This window comes from Escherichia sp. TW14182 (genome assembly GCF_000208525.1).
In the GTDB taxonomy this organism is placed as follows: Bacteria; Pseudomonadota; Gammaproteobacteria; order Enterobacterales; family Enterobacteriaceae; genus Escherichia; species Escherichia ruysiae.
In genome coordinates this window covers 24,536-41,956 of record NZ_AEJZ01000150.1, presented here as the reverse complement: position 1 = coordinate 41,956, position 17,421 = coordinate 24,536, and the positions used below count along the sequence as shown (strand labels likewise).

The window sequence follows — 17,421 nt, the reverse complement described above, 5'->3', positions numbered from 1 at the left end:
AAAAGTAGTTACTGAGAGTCTGGAGGATCTGCGTAAAACCCTTTACACAACGCAATGCCGTACCTGTGGAAAAGAGGCAGAGTTGCTCTTTACTGTCTGGTCATACAAAGTCATTTGCAGCGAGTGTAGTAAGGAGTTTGTGCTTTGGGACGAATGCCGTAGCTACGGTAACACTGTGCGCGAACATAAATTTTTGCGCGAGTTCCCGTGCCCTTATTGTCATCATCAGGTCAAAAAATCGCGCCTTGCCCGAACGACGCCAGTGCCGGTTCTCGTGGGGTATAAATGCTGCGGTAAAGCTCAGTCCGAGGTGCCGCCTGTGGAGGCCGATCTCAAGCTCATTGCCGCAATTGACGCAGGCAAATATCTTGCTGAGGGGTTCATCCCGGATTTCGATCTACCAGATGGAGTGAATCTGGCACAGCCCAAGCGTCATGGCCTGACTAACATAAAGCATTTTTATACTGCCAGAAATCTGGCGGCGATGAGCCAGTTGTGGAAAGCGATTCATCGCGTTGAAGATACCAATATTGCCGCATTTCTCGGCTTTGTTTTCACTTCGCTCTATCAGCGTGTGACCCGGCTTTCTGAGTACCGTTTTTGGGGCGGCAGCGGTAATACGGCAAATTTTAATGTCCCGTATATTTTCAATGAAGCGAATATCTTTTTGACCTTCGAACGCAAGGCCAGATCAATTATTGATCACCTTGAAACCACGGCTAAAGCCTACGTTGGTCGTTGTCAGGTTAAAACGGGTTCTGCGACCGATCTTTCGTTTCTGCCGGATAATAGTGTTGATCTGATTTTCACCGATCCGCCGTTTGGAGCCAACATTAACTATAGCGAAATGAATATGTTGTGGGAGTCCTGGTTAATGTCCTATACGGATGCCACGGATGAAGCCATAGTTAATCGCGTACAAAAAAAGGATGCCAACAGATATCAGGAATTAATGACGCAGAGTCTGGCTGAAAGTTATCGTGTGCTAAGACCAGGACACTGGATGGTGTTGGTATTTATGAACTCTTCGGAGGACATCTGGAATCGTCTGCGTAATGCAGTGCTGGATGCTGGTTTTACCATTGAAAGGATCGATATTTTCGACAAGCAGCATGGTACGTTTAAGCAATTTGTTAGCGATAACACCGCAGGTGCTGATCTCATGCTGCATTGTCGTAAAGTTGAAAATGGCAACAAGCAGGAAGTGTCAACGGCGGAGGCGAAAACCATTTCAGTTAAGGAATTCCTGAGCCAGCGAAATGGTACGATCCCCGTGCTTCCTTATCTGCACGTTAAACGTGAGGCTGATATTGATTATCGCACTCTCTACAGCGAATATCTGGCTGAAAGTCTTTTACTGCATGGGAAAATGTTGGACTTCGCGACCTTCAGGTCTCAGGCAATTGCTCTTTTGGAAGGTAATAAGGATCCGTTGTAATGGCATACTTACAAGCATTTACTGATACTGAAAAGGTATTTGCTAAACGGTGGTTGGCAACTCAGGTTGCCGCCATGATGGGCAGAAAGCTGGAGGAAGGTGACTGGAGTCGCGTTTACTGCCTGGCAAAAAATATTCCTGATGGTGGCTGGAGCAATTTACATATTGATGTCAATTATCAGGGATTGGGGCTGGAGATGAAACTCTTGCGCATAGCAGGCCTGCGTGACAGACCGATCAAGTCAGTCTGCGGCACTACGCTTATGCACCCGGCTGCAACGCGTTCGATCCGTATTGATGATACCACTCGTGATGCTAACGACGTGATGCATGACGTCTTCCAGCAATACGCAGAGCTTATAGAACGTCGAACGCAAACGGTAAGAGATGCCGCACCTCATAAGACCCCTGATATGCGTACAGGCTGGCTACTATGGGAGGATAGTCTGACGGAATTCCTCTATTTTGAAGAGCGGATGATCCCGCCAAATCCGGAGCAGTACACAGCAGTATGGAATGTTACTCCAGCTAAAGGGGCACGTAAGGCCAGCAAAAGTTTGTGGATATATGACCGGGATACAAAGCAGAAACGCTATTCCGTGACGACGAGTGCGGGTATCAAGATCCAGCCATATTTTGACGTGCCGCTGCCGTCAGACGAGAATCTTTGCTATTTTCGTGTGCAGAGTGAACCGGTGAATGAAGAGATCGTCCGCATGTGGGTTTCTGCCTCCACCGCTCAGGCACTAAAAAGCCGTCTGGGTTCGCTCGACACTGCCACCATGAATGAAGCAATTTTCCGTGCCATTGAACAGAGTGAGAACAACACTCAGGCGCCGGAAGTTGATGAAGGACTGGCGGTTTCTATAGATATCAGTAAACAAGCGCACGTTCAGCTTGCGGAAGCCTGGGAGACCGTGAGCGATGAGCATCGCGCGCAGCTTCTTCTGAAAGCGTTATCCTGACGCGGCTTGTATAGACTGGGGAATAAATCACTACGCCTTGTGGAATGAATGAACACAGGGCGTAGATAAGTCAATATCAGTAACATCCCGCCTAAACAATTAACCCTTTCTTTTCATCTGATTGTTTATTGACCCTTCAGGGGCGCGCATATTGCGTACCGCTTGCGAACCCGTCAGCCTTTCGAATATTATCTTATCTTTATAATAATCATTCTCGTTTACGTTATCATTCACTTTACATCAGAGATATACCAATGGCGCGTTACAAAACTGCTCAGCCAAAACACTCGCTGCGTAAAATCGCAGTTGTAGTAGCCACAGCGGTTAGCGGCATGTCTGTTTATGCACAGGCAGCGGTTGAACCGAAAGAAGACACTATCACCGTTACCGCTGCACCTGCGCCGCAAGAAAGCGCATGGGGGCCGGCTGCAACTATTGCGGCGCGACAGTCCGCTACCGGCACCAAAACAGATACGCCGATTCAAAAAGTGCCACAGTCTATTTCTGTTGTGACCGCCGAAGAGATGGCGCTGCATCAGCCTAAGTCAGTAAAAGAGGCGCTCAGCTACACGCCAGGTGTCTCTGTTGGTACGCGTGGCGCATCCAACACCTATGACCACCTGATCATTCGCGGTTTTGCGGCAGAAGGCCAAAGCCAGAATAACTATCTGAATGGCCTGAAGTTGCAGGGCAACTTCTATAACGATGCGGTCATTGACCCGTATATGCTGGAACGCGCTGAAATTATGCGTGGCCCGGTTTCCGTGCTTTACGGTAAAAGCAGTCCTGGCGGCCTGTTGAACATGGTCAGCAAGCGTCCGACTACCGAACCGCTGAAAGAAGTTCAATTTAAAGCCGGTACTGACAGCCTGTTCCAGACTGGTTTTGACTTTAGCGATGCACTGGATGATGACGGCGTTTACTTTTATCGCCTGACCGGTCTTGCGCGTTCTGCCAATGCTCAGCAGAAAGGGTCAGAAGAGCAGCGTTATGCTATTGCACCGGCGTTCACCTGGCGTCCGGACGATAAAACCAATTTCACCTTCCTTTCTTACTTCCAGAACGAGCCGGAAACCGGTTATTACGGCTGGTTGCCGAAAGAGGGAACCGTTGAGCCGCTGCCGAATGGTAAGCGTCTGCCGACGGACTTTAACGAAGGGGCGAAGAACAACACCTATTCTCGTAATGAGAAGATGGTGGGCTACAGCTTCGACCACGAATTTAACGATACCTTTACTGTGCGTCAGAACCTGCGCTTTGCGGAAAACAAAACCTCGCAAAACAGCGTTTATGGTTACGGTGTCTGCTCCGATCCGGCGAATGCTTACAGCCAACAATGTGCGGCATTAGCGCCAGCGGACAAAGGCCATTATCTGGCGCGTAAATATGTCGTTGATGATGAGAAGCTGCAAAACTTCTCTGTTGATACCCAGCTGCAGAGCAAATTTGCCACTGGCGATATTGACCACACCCTGCTGACGGGTGTTGATTTCATGCGTATGCGTAACGACATCAACGCCTGGTTTGGTTACGACGACTCCGTACCGCTGCTCGATCTGTACAATCCGGTGAATACCGATTTCGATTTCAATGCGAAAGATCCGGCAAACTCCGGCCCTTACCGCATTCTGAATAAGCAGAAGCAAACGGGTATTTACGTTCAGGATCAGGCGCAGTGGGATAAAGTTCTGGTCACCCTGGGCGGTCGTTATGACTGGGCGGATCAAGAATCTCTTAACCGCGTTGCCGGGACGACCGATAAACGTGATGACAAACAGTTTACCTGGCGTGGTGGTGTTAACTACCTGTTTGATAATGGCGTAACACCTTACTTCAGTTATAGCGAATCGTTTGAACCTTCTTCCCAGGTCGGAAAGGATGGTAATATTTTCGCACCGTCTAAAGGTAAGCAGTACGAAGTCGGCGTGAAATATGTACCGGAAGATCGCCCAATTGTGGTGACGGGTGCACTGTATAATCTCACCAAAACCAATAACCTGATGGCGGACCCTGAGGGTTCCTTCTTCTCGGTTGAAGGTGGCGAGATCCGCGCACGTGGCGTAGAAATCGAAGCAAAAGCGGCATTGTCGGCGAGTGTTAACGTGGTGGGTTCTTATACCTACACCGATGCGGAATACACCACCGATACTACCTACAAAGGCAATACGCCTGCGCAGGTGCCAAAACACATGGCTTCTCTGTGGGCTGACTACACCTTCTTTGACGGCCCACTTTCAGGTCTGACACTGGGCACCGGTGGTCGTTATACAGGCTCCAGCTATGGTGATCCGGCTAACTCCTTTAAAGTGGGAAGTTATACGGTCGTGGATGCGTTAGTGCGTTATGATCTGGCGCGAGTCGGTATGGCTGGCTCCAACGTGGCGCTGCATGTTAACAACCTGTTCGATCGTGAATACGTCGCCAGCTGCTTTAACACTTATGGCTGCTTCTGGGGCGCAGAACGTCAGGTCGTTGCAACCGCAACCTTCCGTTTCTAATTTCTCTTTTGGGGCACGGATTTCCGTGCCCGTTTCACAAGTTGGCTGTTATGCAGGAATACACGAATCATTCCGATACCACTTTTGCACTGCGTAATATCTCCTTTCGTGTGCCTGGGCGCACGCTTTTGCATCCGCTGTCGTTAACCTTTCCTGCCGGGAAAGTGACCGGTCTGATTGGTCACAACGGTTCCGGTAAATCCACGTTACTGAAAATGCTCGGTCGTCATCAGCCGCCGTCGGAAGGTGAAATTCTTCTTGATGCCCAGCCGCTGGAAAGCTGGAGCAGCAAAGCGTTCGCCCGCAAAGTGGCTTATTTGCCGCAGCAGCTTCCTCCGGCAGAAGGGATGACGGTGCGTGAACTGGTGGCGATTGGTCGTTACCCGTGGCATGGCGCGCTGGGGCGCTTTGGCGCGGCAGATCGCGAAAAGGTCGAGGAAGCTATCTCGCTGGTTGGCTTAAAACCGCTGGCGCAGCGGCTGGTCGATAGTCTCTCTGGCGGCGAGCGTCAGCGGGCATGGATCGCCATGCTGGTGGCGCAGGATAGCCGCTGTCTGTTGCTGGACGAACCGACCTCGGCGCTGGATATCGCCCACCAGGTTGATGTGCTGGCGCTGGTGCACCGTTTAAGTCAGGAGCGTGGCCTGACGGTCATTGCCGTGCTGCACGATATCAATATGGCTGCGCGTTACTGTGATTATCTGGTCGCCCTGCGCGGCGGTGAAATGATTGCTCAGGGAACGCCTGCGGAAATTATGCGCGGCGAAACCCTCGAAATGATTTATGGCATCCCGATGGGTATTTTGCCGCATCCGGCGGGTGCTGCACCTGTGAGTTTTGTTTATTGATGAGCGGCTTATCTCTTATTTCGCGCCGCCGACTGTTAACGGCGATGGCGCTTTCTCCGTTGTTATGGCAGATGAATACCGCCCACGCGGCGGCTATTGATCCCAATCGTATTGTGGCGCTGGAGTGGTTGCCGGTGGAATTACTGCTGGCGCTCGGCATCGTGCCTTACGGCGTGGCGGATACCATCAATTATCGACTGTGGGTCAGCGAACCGCCATTGCCGGAGTCGGTGATTGATGTTGGTTTGCGTACAGAACCTAACCTCGAACTGCTGACCGAAATGAAACCATCGTTTATGGTCTGGTCGGCGGGATATGGCCCTTCACCAGAAATGCTGGCACGTATTGCGCCGGGACGCGGATTTAACTTCAGCGACGGCAAACAGCCATTGGCGATGGCGCGTAAATCGCTGACGGAAATGGCAGATTTACTTAACCTGCAAAGCGCAGCGGAAACGCATTTAGCGCAATATGAAGACTTTATCCGCAGCATGAAACCCCGCTTTGTAAAGCGAGGATCGCGTCCGTTACTGCTGACGACGCTTATCGATTCGCGCCATATGTTGGTCTTCGGTCCAAACAGCTTATTCCAGGAAATTCTTGATGAGTACGGCATCCCAAATGCCTGGCAAGGGGAAACCAACTTTTGGGGCAGTACCGCCGTCAGTATCGATCGTCTGGCAGCCTATAAAGACGTTGATGTGCTCTGTTTTGATCACGACAACAGCAAAGACATGGACGCGTTAATGGCGACGCCGCTGTGGCAGGCAATGCCGTTTGTCCGTGCCGGACGCTTTCAGCGCGTACCCGCCGTCTGGTTCTATGGTGCGACGCTCTCGGCAATGCATTTTGTGCGTATTCTGGATAACGCCATCGGAGGTCAAGCGTGAGTAAACGAATTGCGCTTTTCCCGGCGTTATTACTGGCGCTGCTGGTGATTGCCGCTGCGGCGTTGACCTGGATGAACTTCTCGCAGGCGCTGCCGCGTAGTCAGTGGGCGCAGGCTGCCTGGTCGCCGGATATCGATGTCATTGAACAGATGATTTTTCACTACAGCTTGCTGCCGCGTCTGGTTATTTCGCTGTTGGTTGGCGCAGGTCTGGGGCTGGTGGGCGTGCTGTTTCAGCAAGTGTTGCGTAACCCTTTGGCAGAACCGACCACGCTGGGCGTCGCAACGGGCGCGCAACTGGGAATTACCGTCACCACGCTCTGGGCGATCCCCGGCGCGATGGCGAGCCAGTTTGCCGCGTTGGCAGGGGCTTGTGTCGTTGGCTTAATTGTCTTTGGCGTCGCGTGGGGCAAGCGCCTTTCGCCGGTAACGCTGATCCTCGCGGGTCTGGTGGTGAGCCTTTATTGCGGGGCAATCAATCAGTTACTGGTTATCTTCCATCACGACCAGCTACAAAGCATGTTCCTGTGGAGTACAGGAACGCTGACGCAAACCGACTGGGGCGGCGTTGAGCGTTTATGGCCGCAGTTGCTGGGTGGCGTGATGCTGACGTTACTGCTACTTCGTCCGTTAACCCTGATGGGGCTTGATGATGGCGTGGCGCGCAATCTCGGGCTGGCCTTGTCGCTCGCGCGTCTGGCGGCGCTGTCGCTGGCGATTGTCATCAGTGCTCTGCTGGTGAACGCGGTAGGGATTATCGGCTTTATCGGGTTGTTCGCACCACTGCTGGCGAAAATGCTGGGGGCGCGGCGTTTGCTGCCACGGTTGATGCTGGCGTCGCTGATTGGTGCGCTGATCCTCTGGCTTTCCGATCAAATCATCCTCTGGCTGACTCGCGTGTGGATGGAGGTTTCCACCGGTTCGGTCACTGCGCTCATCGGTGCGCCGCTGCTGTTGTGGCTGCTGCCGCGTTTACGCAGCATTAGCGCGCCAGATATGAAGGTGAACGATCGTGTCGCGACTGAACGCCAACATGTGCTGGCGTTTGCCCTCGCTGGCGGCGTGCTGCTGTTGATTGCTGTGGTTGTGGCGTTGTCGTTTGGTCGTGATGCGCACGGCTGGACGTGGGCGAGCGGGGCGCTGCTTGATGATTTAATGCCCTGGCGCTGGCCACGAATTATGGCAGCACTGTTTGCGGGCGTCATGCTGGCGGTGGCGGGCTGCATTATTCAGCGGTTGACCGGAAACCCGATGGCAAGCCCGGAAGTGCTGGGGATTAGCTCCGGTGCGGCGTTTGGCGTAGTGTTGATGCTGTTTCTGGTGCCGGGCAACGCCTTTGGCTGGCTGTTGCCTGCGGGAAGTCTTGGCGCGGCGGTGACCTTGTTAATCATTATGATCGCCGCCGGTCGAGGTGGATTTTCCCCACACCGGATGCTGCTTGCGGGGATGGCGTTAAGCACCGCGTTCACCATGCTTTTGATGATGTTGCAGGCGAGTGGTGACCCGCGAATGGCGCAAGTGCTGACCTGGATTTCCGGTTCGACCTACAACGCGACCGATGCACAGGTCTGGCGCACCGGAATTGTGATGGTGATTTTGCTGGCGATTACCCCGCTGTGCCGCCGCTGGCTGACCATTTTGCCGCTGGGTGGCGATACCGCACGAGCTGTGGGAATGGCGCTGACGCCGACGCGAATTGCGTTGCTGCTGTTAGCGGCTTGCCTGACGGCGACCGCGACGATGACTATTGGACCGTTGAGTTTTGTTGGTCTGATGGCACCACATATTGCGCGGATGATGGGCTTTCGACGGACGATGCCGCACATTGTGATTTCGGCGTTGGTGGGAGGTTTATTGCTGGTATTCGCTGACTGGTGTGGGCGGATGGTGCTGTTTCCGTTCCAGATCCCAGCGGGGTTGCTATCGACGTTTATTGGCGCGCCGTACTTTATCTATTTGTTGAGAAAGCAGAGCCGTTAATTGAATGCCTCGCCCGGTGGGCGAGGCAAAATCATCACAACTTCGCAAACACCCGACGCGCAGCATCGATGGTGTTATTGATATCTTCCATGCTGTGCGCCACAGACATAAAACCCGCTTCAAACGCTGACGGTGCCAGATATACACCTTCATCCAGCATCATATGGAAGAAACGCTTAAAGCGTTCCACGTCACAGGCCATCACGTCCTGGTAGCACGTCACGGACTCGGCGTCGGTAAAGAAAATACCGAACATGCCGCCAACATGGTTAACGACCAGCGGAATTCCCGCTTCTTCTGCCGCTTCCAGCAGACCTTCTGCCAGACGCGTGGTTAACTCATTCAGCGTTTCGTGAATGCCCGGCTGCGCGACTTCATTCAGACAGGCGAAACCTGCTGCCATCGCAATTGGGTTACCGGAAAGCGTACCAGCCTGATAGACCGGGCCGGTCGGAGCCAGTGCATCCATTACATCACGACGACCGCCGAATGCGCCTACTGGCATCCCACCGCCGATGATTTTGCCCAGGCAGGTAAGATCCGGCACCACGCCGTAATAATCCTGTGCGCCTGCCAGCGCCACGCGGAAACCGGTCATAACTTCATCGATGATCAGCAACGCGCCAAACTCGTCACACAGTGCGCGCAGACCCGGCAGGAACTCTGGCAGCGGAGGAACACAGTTCATGTTGCCTGCCACTGGCTCGACGATAATGCAGGCAATCTCTTGCGGATACTGTTCAAACGCGGCGCGTACAGACGCCAGATCGTTATAGGTACAGGTTAAGGTATGTTTGGCGAAATCTGCCGGAACGCCCGGAGAGTTTGGCTGACCTAACGTGAGCGCGCCAGAACCGGCTTTCACCAGCAGGCAGTCAGCGTGGCCGTGGTAACAACCTTCGAATTTAATGATTTTGTCGCGACCGGTAAAACCACGCGCCAGGCGGATGGCGCTCATCGTTGCTTCGGTGCCAGAGTTCACCATGCGCACCATATCCATCGTCGGCACGAGTTCGGTCACCAGCTCCGCCATTTTTACTTCCATTTCGGTCGGCGCACCAAAGCTCAGACCACGTTCAGCGGCTTCAATCACTGCATTGCGGATCGCCGGATGATTATGACCCAGCACCATCGGCCCCCAGGAACCGACATAATCGATATAGGCTTTGCCATCAACGTCGTACAGATAAGCGCCGTCCGCTTTTTCGATAAACAGTGGAGTACCGCCCACGCCGGTAAAGGCGCGAACAGGAGAGTTCACACCGCCAGGGATCAGCTCGCGCGCTGCGCTGTATAGGTTTTCAGACTTACTCATGGAGGGTTCCTGATTCGTAGAAAAAGTGAATGGCTGCTATTCTATGTTATTCATAACAAGTTAAATACTCGTCAAACATCAGGTTGCTTATACTGCTGCAACCTGGATTTCTAAGAGTATAAAAGTTTTGGGTATTTGAAACATTACGCTTTGCAAAGGATTTTCATGGAACGAGCGAGTAAAATGCCGTCATCTTATTTGTATGACCAATATGTGATCATTGGATGAAAACTGAAACTCCTTCTTATGAAATACCGCAGGCCGCGCGTCTGCGACGCAGACAACTGATTCGCCAACTTCTTGAGCGCGACAAAACACCATTAGCCATTTTGTTTATGGCGGCGGTCGTCGGCACCCTTGTCGGGCTGGCTGCAGTTGCTTTTGACAAAGGCGTCGCCTGGTTGCAAAACCAACGTATGGGTGCGCTGGTACATACTGCTGATAATTACCCACTTCTGTTAACCGTCGCTTTTCTTTGTTCGGCGGTGCTGGCAATGTTCGGCTACTTTCTGGTGCGTAAATACGCGCCAGAAGCAGGTGGTTCAGGGATTCCGGAAATTGAAGGGGCGCTGGAAGATCAACGTCCCGTTCGCTGGTGGCGTGTTTTGCCGGTGAAATTCTTTGGCGGGTTGGGGACACTCGGTGGTGGTATGGTTCTGGGGCGTGAAGGACCAACCGTGCAGATCGGCGGTAACATTGGCCGTATGGTGCTTGATATTTTCCGCATGAAAGGCGATGAAGCTCGCCACACGTTGCTGGCAACCGGTGCAGCGGCGGGGCTGGCGGCAGCCTTTAACGCGCCGCTCGCGGGTATTCTATTTATTATCGAAGAGATGCGTCCGCAGTTTCGCTATACGTTAATTTCGATTAAAGCGGTATTTATTGGCGTCATTATGTCGACCATTATGTATCGGATTTTTAATCATGAAGTTGCGCTGATTGACGTCGGTAAACTTTCTGACGCGCCGCTCAATACCCTGTGGCTTTATCTGATCCTCGGCATTATTTTTGGTATCTTCGGCCCTGTTTTTAATAAATGGGTTCTGGGGATGCAGGATTTGCTGCACCGTGTGCACGGTGGCAATATCACTAAATGGGTGTTGATGGGCGGTGCGATTGGCGGTCTGTGCGGGTTGTTGGGTTTCGTTGCACCAGAAACTTCGGGCGGCGGTTTTAACCTGATTCCTATCGCTACGGCGGGGAATTTCAGCATGGGAATGCTGATATTTATTTTTGTCGCGCGAGTGATCACTACGCTGCTCTGCTTCTCTTCTGGCGCGCCGGGCGGTATTTTCGCTCCGATGCTGGCGCTCGGTACGGTTTTGGGAACGGCATTTGGCATGGCTGCCACGGAGATATTTCCGCAATACCACCTTGAAGCAGGGACATTTGCTATAGCTGGAATGGGGGCGTTACTGGCGGCCTCTGTTCGTGCGCCGTTGACCGGGATCATCCTGGTGCTTGAGATGACAGATAACTATCAGCTCATTTTGCCAATGATTATTACCGGTCTTGGCGCAACACTATTAGCACAATTTACTGGTGGAAAACCGTTATACTCGGCGATTCTTGCCCGCACGCTGGCAAAACAGGAAGCGGAGCAGCTGGCGAGAAGCAAGGCCGTGGCTGCCAGCGAGAATACTTGAACGAAATACCAGGGTATTAGATAATGGCAGTTATTATTGGGTTAGAATTTGCCCAATTGCCGATGTCGTTTGGAGCAAAATATGAGTGATGACGTAGCACTGCCGCTGGAGTTTACCGACGCAGCAGCCAACAAAGTTAAAAGCCTGATCGCTGACGAAGATAACCCGAATCTGAAATTACGCGTGTATATCACCGGTGGCGGTTGCAGCGGCTTCCAGTATGGTTTCACCTTTGATGATCAGGTGAACGAAGGCGATATGACCATCGAAAAACAGGGCGTTGGCCTGGTGGTTGATCCGATGAGCCTGCAATATCTGGTCGGCGGTTCCGTTGATTATACCGAAGGTCTGGAAGGTTCACGCTTCATCGTAACCAACCCGAATGCGAAAAGCACCTGCGGTTGCGGTTCTTCCTTCAGCATCTAATCTGCTGTTAATGTGCCGGATAAACTATCCGGCACACCTTCTCTCTTCAACGCCCATTCTCATCCAGCGCAAACGTCGGCAATTTCAGATGCCACCGAATAGCCGCCAGCCGTATCAATAGCGTTACAACCATTCCCATCATACTGGCTGTTTCCAGCGGTACGGAGAAGGTGTAATGAGCTGTAGCGTGGACAATACCGCCGATAATACAGGCCGTCGCGTAGATTTCTGTGCGTAATATCATCGGAACTTCGCGCGCCAGTACATCGCGGATGATCCCGCCGCCAACGCCGGTGATCACACCCATACAAACCGCGATTAACGGACCCGCTTCCGCATTAAAGGCTTTGTTGACACCAATGCCAACAAACACTGCCAGACCAACAGCATCCAGCACCGGCAGCATCCATTTGGGTAAGCGCCTTGGCTGGCGTACCAGAACGATAGTCAGCATACTGGTCACCATCGCGACGACCAGATCGGTGGGATCTTTCACCCAAAATACCGGACCGTGATCCAGCGCCATGTCGCGAATTGTCCCGCCACCTACTGCGGTAACCACGCCCAGAACCAGGACGCCAAAAGGGTCCATACGCAATTTTCCGGCCAGCAAAACGCCGGAGATGGCAAATACCGCTGTACCGACTATATCCAGCCAATAGACGAGCATTTTTCAATCCCCACTGAGCACCTGAAAGGTCAGGCGCTAATCCACTTGTGAAAGCGCATTACAGAGTTGTTGTGCAGCGAGGATAATACGTGGGCTTGCGCGTTCAAACCAGTCACTTGTGAGAGGAATAACGGGAATTTTGAGTTGTTCGCCCCAGTATTGCTTTATTTTAGGAATTTTATCCGCTCCGCCAGTGATGACAATGGCCTGCGGTGCGCGTGCTAATACTTGTTCACGGCTAACCTGCGGCCAGGGAACTCGACTGTCTTTAAAGATGTTTTCTCCGCCGCAAACTTCCAGTATCTGGTTCTGAATCGACTCTTTTCCGCTGGTGAATGGCGGATTAATGCCGAATTGTAAGAAAACACGTTTTTTCGGTTTATCAGCATATTGCGCTTTCAGTTGCGCATACTGTTCCAGTAAGGTTTGCGCGGCTTTTCCGGCCTTGTCAGGTTGCGGACTCCAGGGAGCCAGTTGACGTAACGCATCGGCAATTTGTTCAATGCTTGTCGCATCGACCCACATGACTTTTATTCCCAGCGAAGCAAGTTGGTCAACCTGCCGCTCGGCGTTCCCTCCGCGCCAGGCAACCACCAAATCGGGTTTCAGCGCCACGATGCGTTCCAGATTCATCCCTTGCCAGGTGGAAACCTGCTCAATATTCTGCGCTTCTGGCGGATAGTCGGAATAACTGCTGACCCCTACCGGCGTGATCCCGGCGGCAAAGGCAAGTTCAGTGTTGGCGGGAGAAAGTGTGATAACGCGCGGCGCGGCGTTGAGCCACAGCGGTGCGAGAAAAGACAGGGCGACCAGCGCCCTGAACAGTGACTTAGCCATGCGCCAGTTTCTGCACCAGTGACTCAACCATCAGGCTGGACTGTTTGGCTGCAACGGCCAGAAATTCGTCGAAGCTGAGATGAGACTGTTGATCGGCCACGTCGGAGATGGCGCGTACCACCACAAACGGTACATTAAAATTGTGGCAGACATGAGCGATAGCTGTCGCTTCCATCTCTACCGCAATGGCCTGCGGGAAATTGTGGCGGATTTTCGCCAGACCAACAGAGCCGTTGATGAACGCGTCGCCGCTGACAATCAGGCCTCGTACAGCGTTAAGATTCAGTTCGGCAATGCAGGACTCGGCGGCAGCGATCAGTTTATCATCAGCTTTGAAGCCTGCCGGACAGCCAGGTAACTGACCATATTCATAACCAAATGCCGTGACATCCGCGTCGTGATAACGTGCTTCGTCAGAGACAACGATATCGCCCACTTTCAGCGTTGGCGCCAGGCCCCCTGCAGAACCGGTGTTAATAATCACATCTGGTTTGCAGTGTTCCAGCAGCAGAGTTGCACCCAGCGCCGCAGCGACTTTACCGATGCCCGATTTCAGAAGCGCAACCTCGGTTCCGTTCAGTTGACCTGTGTAGATTTCACAGCCACCCAGACGGAGAGTTTGACGGTTTTCGATTTTGTCACGCAGTAGCGTAACTTCTTCTTCCATTGCACCAATGATGCCGATTTTCATAGATTTACTCGCGATAAGCCTGATTTGAGGGCATAGTTTATCATGCGCTTAAGAGGAAGCGTATTTCTCACGCGGGAGAGGACATGGCACAGATTGATTTCCGAAACAAAATAAACTGGCATCGTCGTTATCGTTCACCGCAGGGCGTTAAAACCGAACATGAGATCTTGCGGATCTTTGAAAGCGATCGCGGGCGTATTATTAACTCTCCGGCGATTCGTCGTCTGCAACAAAAGACCCAGGTTTTTCCACTTGAGCGCAATGCCGCCGTACGCACGCGTCTTACCCATTCAATGGAAGTTCAGCAGGTGGGACGCTATATCGCCAAAGAGATTTTAAGTCGTCTGAAAGAACTTAAATTGCTGGAGGAGTACGGCCTGGATGAACTGACCGGGCCGTTTGAAAGCATTGTCGAGATGTCATGCCTGATGCACGATATCGGTAATCCACCGTTTGGTCATTTTGGTGAAGCGGCTATAAATGACTGGTTTCGCCAGCGTTTGTACCCAGCGGATGCCGAAAGTCAGCCGTTGACCGACGATCGCTGTAGCGTGACAGCGTTGCGATTGCGGGAAGGGGAGGAACAACTTAACGAGCTGCGGCGCAAAATTCGTCAGGACTTATGTCATTTTGAAGGCAATGCACAAGGTATTCGTCTGGTGCATACATTGATGCGGATGAATCTCACCTGGGCGCAGGTTGGCGGTATTTTAAAATATACTCGTCCGGCGTGGTGGCGTGGTGAAACGCCTGAGACTCACCACTATTTAATGAAAAAACCGGGCTATTATCTTTCTGAAGAAGCCTATATTGCCCGTTTGCGTAAAGAACTTAATTTGGCGCTTTACAGTCGTTTTCCATTAACGTGGATTATGGAAGCAGCTGACGATATCTCTTATTGTGTGGCTGATCTTGAAGATGCGGTAGAGAAAAGAATATTTACCGTTGAGCAGCTTTATCATCATTTGCATGATGCGTGGGGTCAGCATGAGAAAGGTTCTCTGTTTGCACAAGTGGTAGAAAATGCCTGGGAAAAATCGCGCTCAAATAGTTTAAGCCGCAGTACGGAAGATCAGTTTTTTATGTATTTACGGGTGAACACCCTCAATAAGCTGGTGCCCTATGCGGCACAACGATTTATTGATAATTTGCCGACGATTTTTGCCGGAACGTTTAATCATGCCCTGTTAGAAGATGCCAGTGAATGTAGTGAACTTTTAACATTATATAAAAATGTCGCCGTAAAACATGTGTTTAGCCATCCAGATGTCGAGCAGCTTGAGTTGCAGGGGTATCGGGTGATTAGCGGGTTATTAGAGATTTATCGTCCTTTATTAAGCATGTCATTATCAGACTTTACTGAACTGGTAGAAAAAGAGCGAGTAAAACGTTTCCCCATTGAATCACGCTTATTCCACAAGCTCTCAACGCGCCATCGGCTGGCCTATGTCGAGGCTGTCAGTAAATTACCGTCAGATTCTCCTGAGTTCCCGTTATGGGAATATTATTATCGTTGTCGGCTGTTACAGGATTATATCAGCGGCATGACGGACCTTTATGCGTGGGATGAATATCGGCGGCTGATGGCGGTAGAACAATAACCAGGCTTTTGTAAAGACGGACAATAAATTTTTACTTTTTGCAGAAACTTTAGTTCGGAACTTCGCGCTATAAAACGAATCTGAAGAACACAGCAATTTTGCGTTATCTGTTAATCGAGACTGAAATACATGAAAAAAACCACATTAGCACTGAGTGCATTGGCTCTGAGTTTAGGTTTGGCGTTATCTCCGCTCTCTGCGACGGCGGCTGAGACATCTTCAGCAACGACAGCACAGCAGATGCCAAGCCTTGCACCGATGCTCGAAAAGGTGATGCCTTCGGTGGTCAGTATTAACGTAGAAGGTAGCACAACCGTCAATACGCCGCGTATGCCGCGTAATTTCCAGCAGTTCTTCGGCGATGATTCTCCGTTCTGCCAGGACGGTTCTCCGTTCCAGAGCTCTCCGTTCTGCCAGGGGGGCCAGGGCGGCAATGGCGGCGGCCAGCAACAAAAATTCATGGCGCTGGGTTCCGGCGTTATTATTGATGCCGATAAAGGCTATGTCGTCACCAACAACCACGTTGTTGATAACGCGACGGTAATTAAAGTCCAACTTAGCGATGGCCGTAAGTTCGACGCGAAGATGGTTGGCAAAGATCCGCGCTCTGATATCGCGCTGATCCAGATCCAGAACCCGAAAAACCTGACTGCAATTAAGATGGCGGATTCCGACGCGCTGCGCGTGGGTGATTACACCGTCGCTATCGGTAACCCGTTTGGTCTGGGCGAGACGGTAACTTCCGGTATCGTCTCTGCGTTGGGACGTAGCGGCCTGAATGCCGAAAACTACGAAAACTTCATCCAGACCGATGCGGCAATCAACCGTGGTAACTCCGGTGGTGCGCTGGTTAACCTGAACGGCGAACTGATTGGTATCAACACCGCAATCCTCGCACCGGACGGCGGCAACATCGGCATCGGTTTTGCTATCCCGAGCAACATGGTGAAAAACCTGACTTCGCAGATGGTGGAATACGGCCAGGTGAAACGCGGCGAGCTGGGTATTATGGGAACCGAACTGAACTCCGAACTGGCGAAAGCGATGAAAGTTGACGCCCAGCGCGGTGCATTTGTAAGTCAGGTTCTGCCGAATTCTTCTGCCGCGAAAGCAGGTATTAAAGCGGGTGATGTGATCACCTCACTGAACGGTAAGCCAATCAGCAGCTTTGCCGCGCTGCGTGCCCAGGTAGGCACCATGCCGGTGGGCAGCAAACTGACTCTGGGCTTACTGCGCGACGGTAAGCAGGTTAACGTGAACCTGGAACTGCAGCAGAGCAGCCAGAATCAGGTTGACTCCAGCTCCATCTTCAACGGTATTGAAGGCGCTGAGATGAGCAACAAAGGCAAAGATCAGGGCGTCGTCGTGAACAACGTGAAAACGGGCACTCCGGCTGCACAGATTGGCCTGAAAAAAGGTGATGTGATTATTGGCGCGAACCAGCAGGCAGTGAAAAACATCGCTGAACTGCGTAAAGTTCTCGACAGCAAACCATCCGTGCTGGCACTGAACATTCAGCGCGGCGACAGCACCATCTACCTGTTAATGCAGTAATCTTCCTCAACCCCTTCCCGTTCAGGGAAGGGGGTCTTCATGCAATCTGTGAACTTCCCCACA

At 52.0% G+C, this 17,421-nt stretch carries 16 protein-coding genes; 12 read left to right on the top strand and 4 right to left on the bottom strand.

Annotated elements, in window-relative coordinates; all coding sequences use genetic code 11:
* The first annotated feature begins 319 nt into the window (after positions 1 to 319).
* The 6 genes from EQY_RS0113390 (at position 320) to fhuB (ending at position 8,618) form a co-directional block, all read left to right on the top strand.
* Entirely contained in the window at positions 320 to 1,438 is a 1,119-nt protein-coding gene (locus tag EQY_RS0113390; protein WP_237712267.1) for a DNA methyltransferase, read from the top strand.
* On the top strand, positions 1,438 to 2,403 hold the full coding sequence (locus tag EQY_RS0113385; RefSeq protein WP_000323819.1) for a hypothetical protein: 966 nt from the start codon (positions 1,438 to 1,440) through the stop codon (positions 2,401 to 2,403). The genes EQY_RS0113390 and EQY_RS0113385 overlap by 1 nt, the downstream gene beginning before the upstream one ends.
* Positions 2,404 to 2,657: 254 nt before the next feature.
* Positions 2,658 to 4,901, top strand: coding sequence for a ferrichrome porin FhuA (gene fhuA, locus EQY_RS0113380; RefSeq protein ID WP_000135207.1), 2,244 nt, complete (start codon positions 2,658 to 2,660; stop codon positions 4,899 to 4,901).
* A gap of 50 nt (positions 4,902 to 4,951) precedes the next feature.
* Complete coding sequence (fhuC, locus tag EQY_RS0113375) at positions 4,952 to 5,749, top strand: Fe3+-hydroxamate ABC transporter ATP-binding protein FhuC (RefSeq protein ID WP_010346004.1); 798 nt, start codon at positions 4,952 to 4,954, stop codon at positions 5,747 to 5,749.
* Positions 5,749 to 6,639, top strand: a complete 891-nt coding sequence (gene fhuD, locus EQY_RS0113370) for a Fe(3+)-hydroxamate ABC transporter substrate-binding protein FhuD (protein WP_000016201.1) — start codon at positions 5,749 to 5,751, stop codon at positions 6,637 to 6,639. The genes fhuC and fhuD overlap by 1 nt, the downstream gene beginning before the upstream one ends.
* Positions 6,636 to 8,618, top strand: a complete 1,983-nt coding sequence (gene fhuB / locus EQY_RS0113365; RefSeq protein WP_000044017.1) for a Fe(3+)-hydroxamate ABC transporter permease FhuB — start codon at positions 6,636 to 6,638, stop codon at positions 8,616 to 8,618. Before fhuD ends, fhuB begins: the two co-directional genes overlap by 4 nt.
* Positions 8,619 to 8,652: 34 nt before the next feature.
* On the opposite strand, the gene hemL is transcribed toward fhuB, so the two are convergent.
* Positions 8,653 to 9,933 carry a glutamate-1-semialdehyde 2,1-aminomutase gene (gene hemL, locus EQY_RS0113360; RefSeq protein ID WP_000045244.1) on the bottom strand — a complete coding sequence of 427 codons (1,281 nt, stop codon included), beginning with the start codon at positions 9,931 to 9,933 and terminating at the stop codon, positions 8,653 to 8,655.
* A 165-nt stretch (positions 9,934 to 10,098) separates the two neighbouring features.
* Here hemL and EQY_RS26800 point away from each other — a divergent pair, with 165 nt between their 5' ends.
* The 4 genes from EQY_RS26800 to erpA are packed head-to-tail and all read left to right on the top strand — an operon-like array spanning position 10,099 to position 12,005.
* Positions 10,099 to 10,161 carry a hypothetical protein gene (locus EQY_RS26800; RefSeq protein WP_212741837.1) on the top strand — a complete coding sequence of 21 codons (63 nt, stop codon included), beginning with the start codon at positions 10,099 to 10,101 and terminating at the stop codon, positions 10,159 to 10,161.
* Positions 10,158 to 11,579 (top strand): H(+)/Cl(-) exchange transporter ClcA, encoded by a 1,422-nt coding sequence (gene clcA, locus EQY_RS0113355; protein ID WP_000846361.1) that lies wholly within the window; start codon positions 10,158 to 10,160, stop codon positions 11,577 to 11,579. Before EQY_RS26800 ends, clcA begins: the two co-directional genes overlap by 4 nt.
* Positions 11,580 to 11,602: 23 nt before the next feature.
* A complete protein-coding gene (gene yadW / locus EQY_RS26220; protein ID WP_122998795.1) occupies positions 11,603 to 11,668 on the top strand; it encodes a small protein YadW in 66 nt (21 codons plus the stop codon).
* Positions 11,661 to 12,005: an iron-sulfur cluster insertion protein ErpA gene (gene erpA, locus EQY_RS0113350; protein WP_001295564.1), complete on the top strand. Its 345-nt coding sequence runs from the start codon at positions 11,661 to 11,663 to the stop codon at positions 12,003 to 12,005. The genes yadW and erpA overlap by 8 nt, the downstream gene beginning before the upstream one ends.
* 46 nt (positions 12,006 to 12,051) lie before the next feature.
* Here the strand turns inward: erpA and EQY_RS0113345 are convergent, their stop codons facing one another.
* Genes EQY_RS0113345 through mtnN form a run of 3 tightly spaced genes read right to left on the bottom strand, consistent with a single transcriptional unit; the run spans position 12,052 to position 14,203 of the window.
* Entirely contained in the window at positions 12,052 to 12,675 is a 624-nt protein-coding gene (locus tag EQY_RS0113345) for a TRIC cation channel family protein (RefSeq protein ID WP_000964226.1), read from the bottom strand.
* A gap of 36 nt (positions 12,676 to 12,711) precedes the next feature.
* Complete coding sequence (btuF, locus tag EQY_RS0113340) at positions 12,712 to 13,512, bottom strand: vitamin B12 ABC transporter substrate-binding protein BtuF (RefSeq protein WP_010345996.1); 801 nt, start codon at positions 13,510 to 13,512, stop codon at positions 12,712 to 12,714.
* Positions 13,505 to 14,203, bottom strand: a complete 699-nt coding sequence (mtnN, locus tag EQY_RS0113335) for a 5'-methylthioadenosine/S-adenosylhomocysteine nucleosidase (RefSeq protein ID WP_000689855.1) — start codon at positions 14,201 to 14,203, stop codon at positions 13,505 to 13,507. Before mtnN ends, btuF begins: the two co-directional genes overlap by 8 nt.
* An 83-nt stretch (positions 14,204 to 14,286) precedes the next feature.
* Here mtnN and dgt point away from each other — a divergent pair, with 83 nt between their 5' ends.
* Both dgt and degP read left to right on the top strand, forming a co-directional pair.
* Complete coding sequence (dgt, locus tag EQY_RS0113330; protein WP_000057115.1) at positions 14,287 to 15,804, top strand: dGTPase; 1,518 nt, start codon at positions 14,287 to 14,289, stop codon at positions 15,802 to 15,804.
* Between the two features lie 129 nt (positions 15,805 to 15,933).
* Entirely contained in the window at positions 15,934 to 17,358 is a 1,425-nt protein-coding gene (gene degP / locus EQY_RS0113325; protein WP_000753934.1) for a serine endoprotease DegP, read from the top strand.
* Positions 17,359 to 17,421 lie beyond the last annotated feature (63 nt).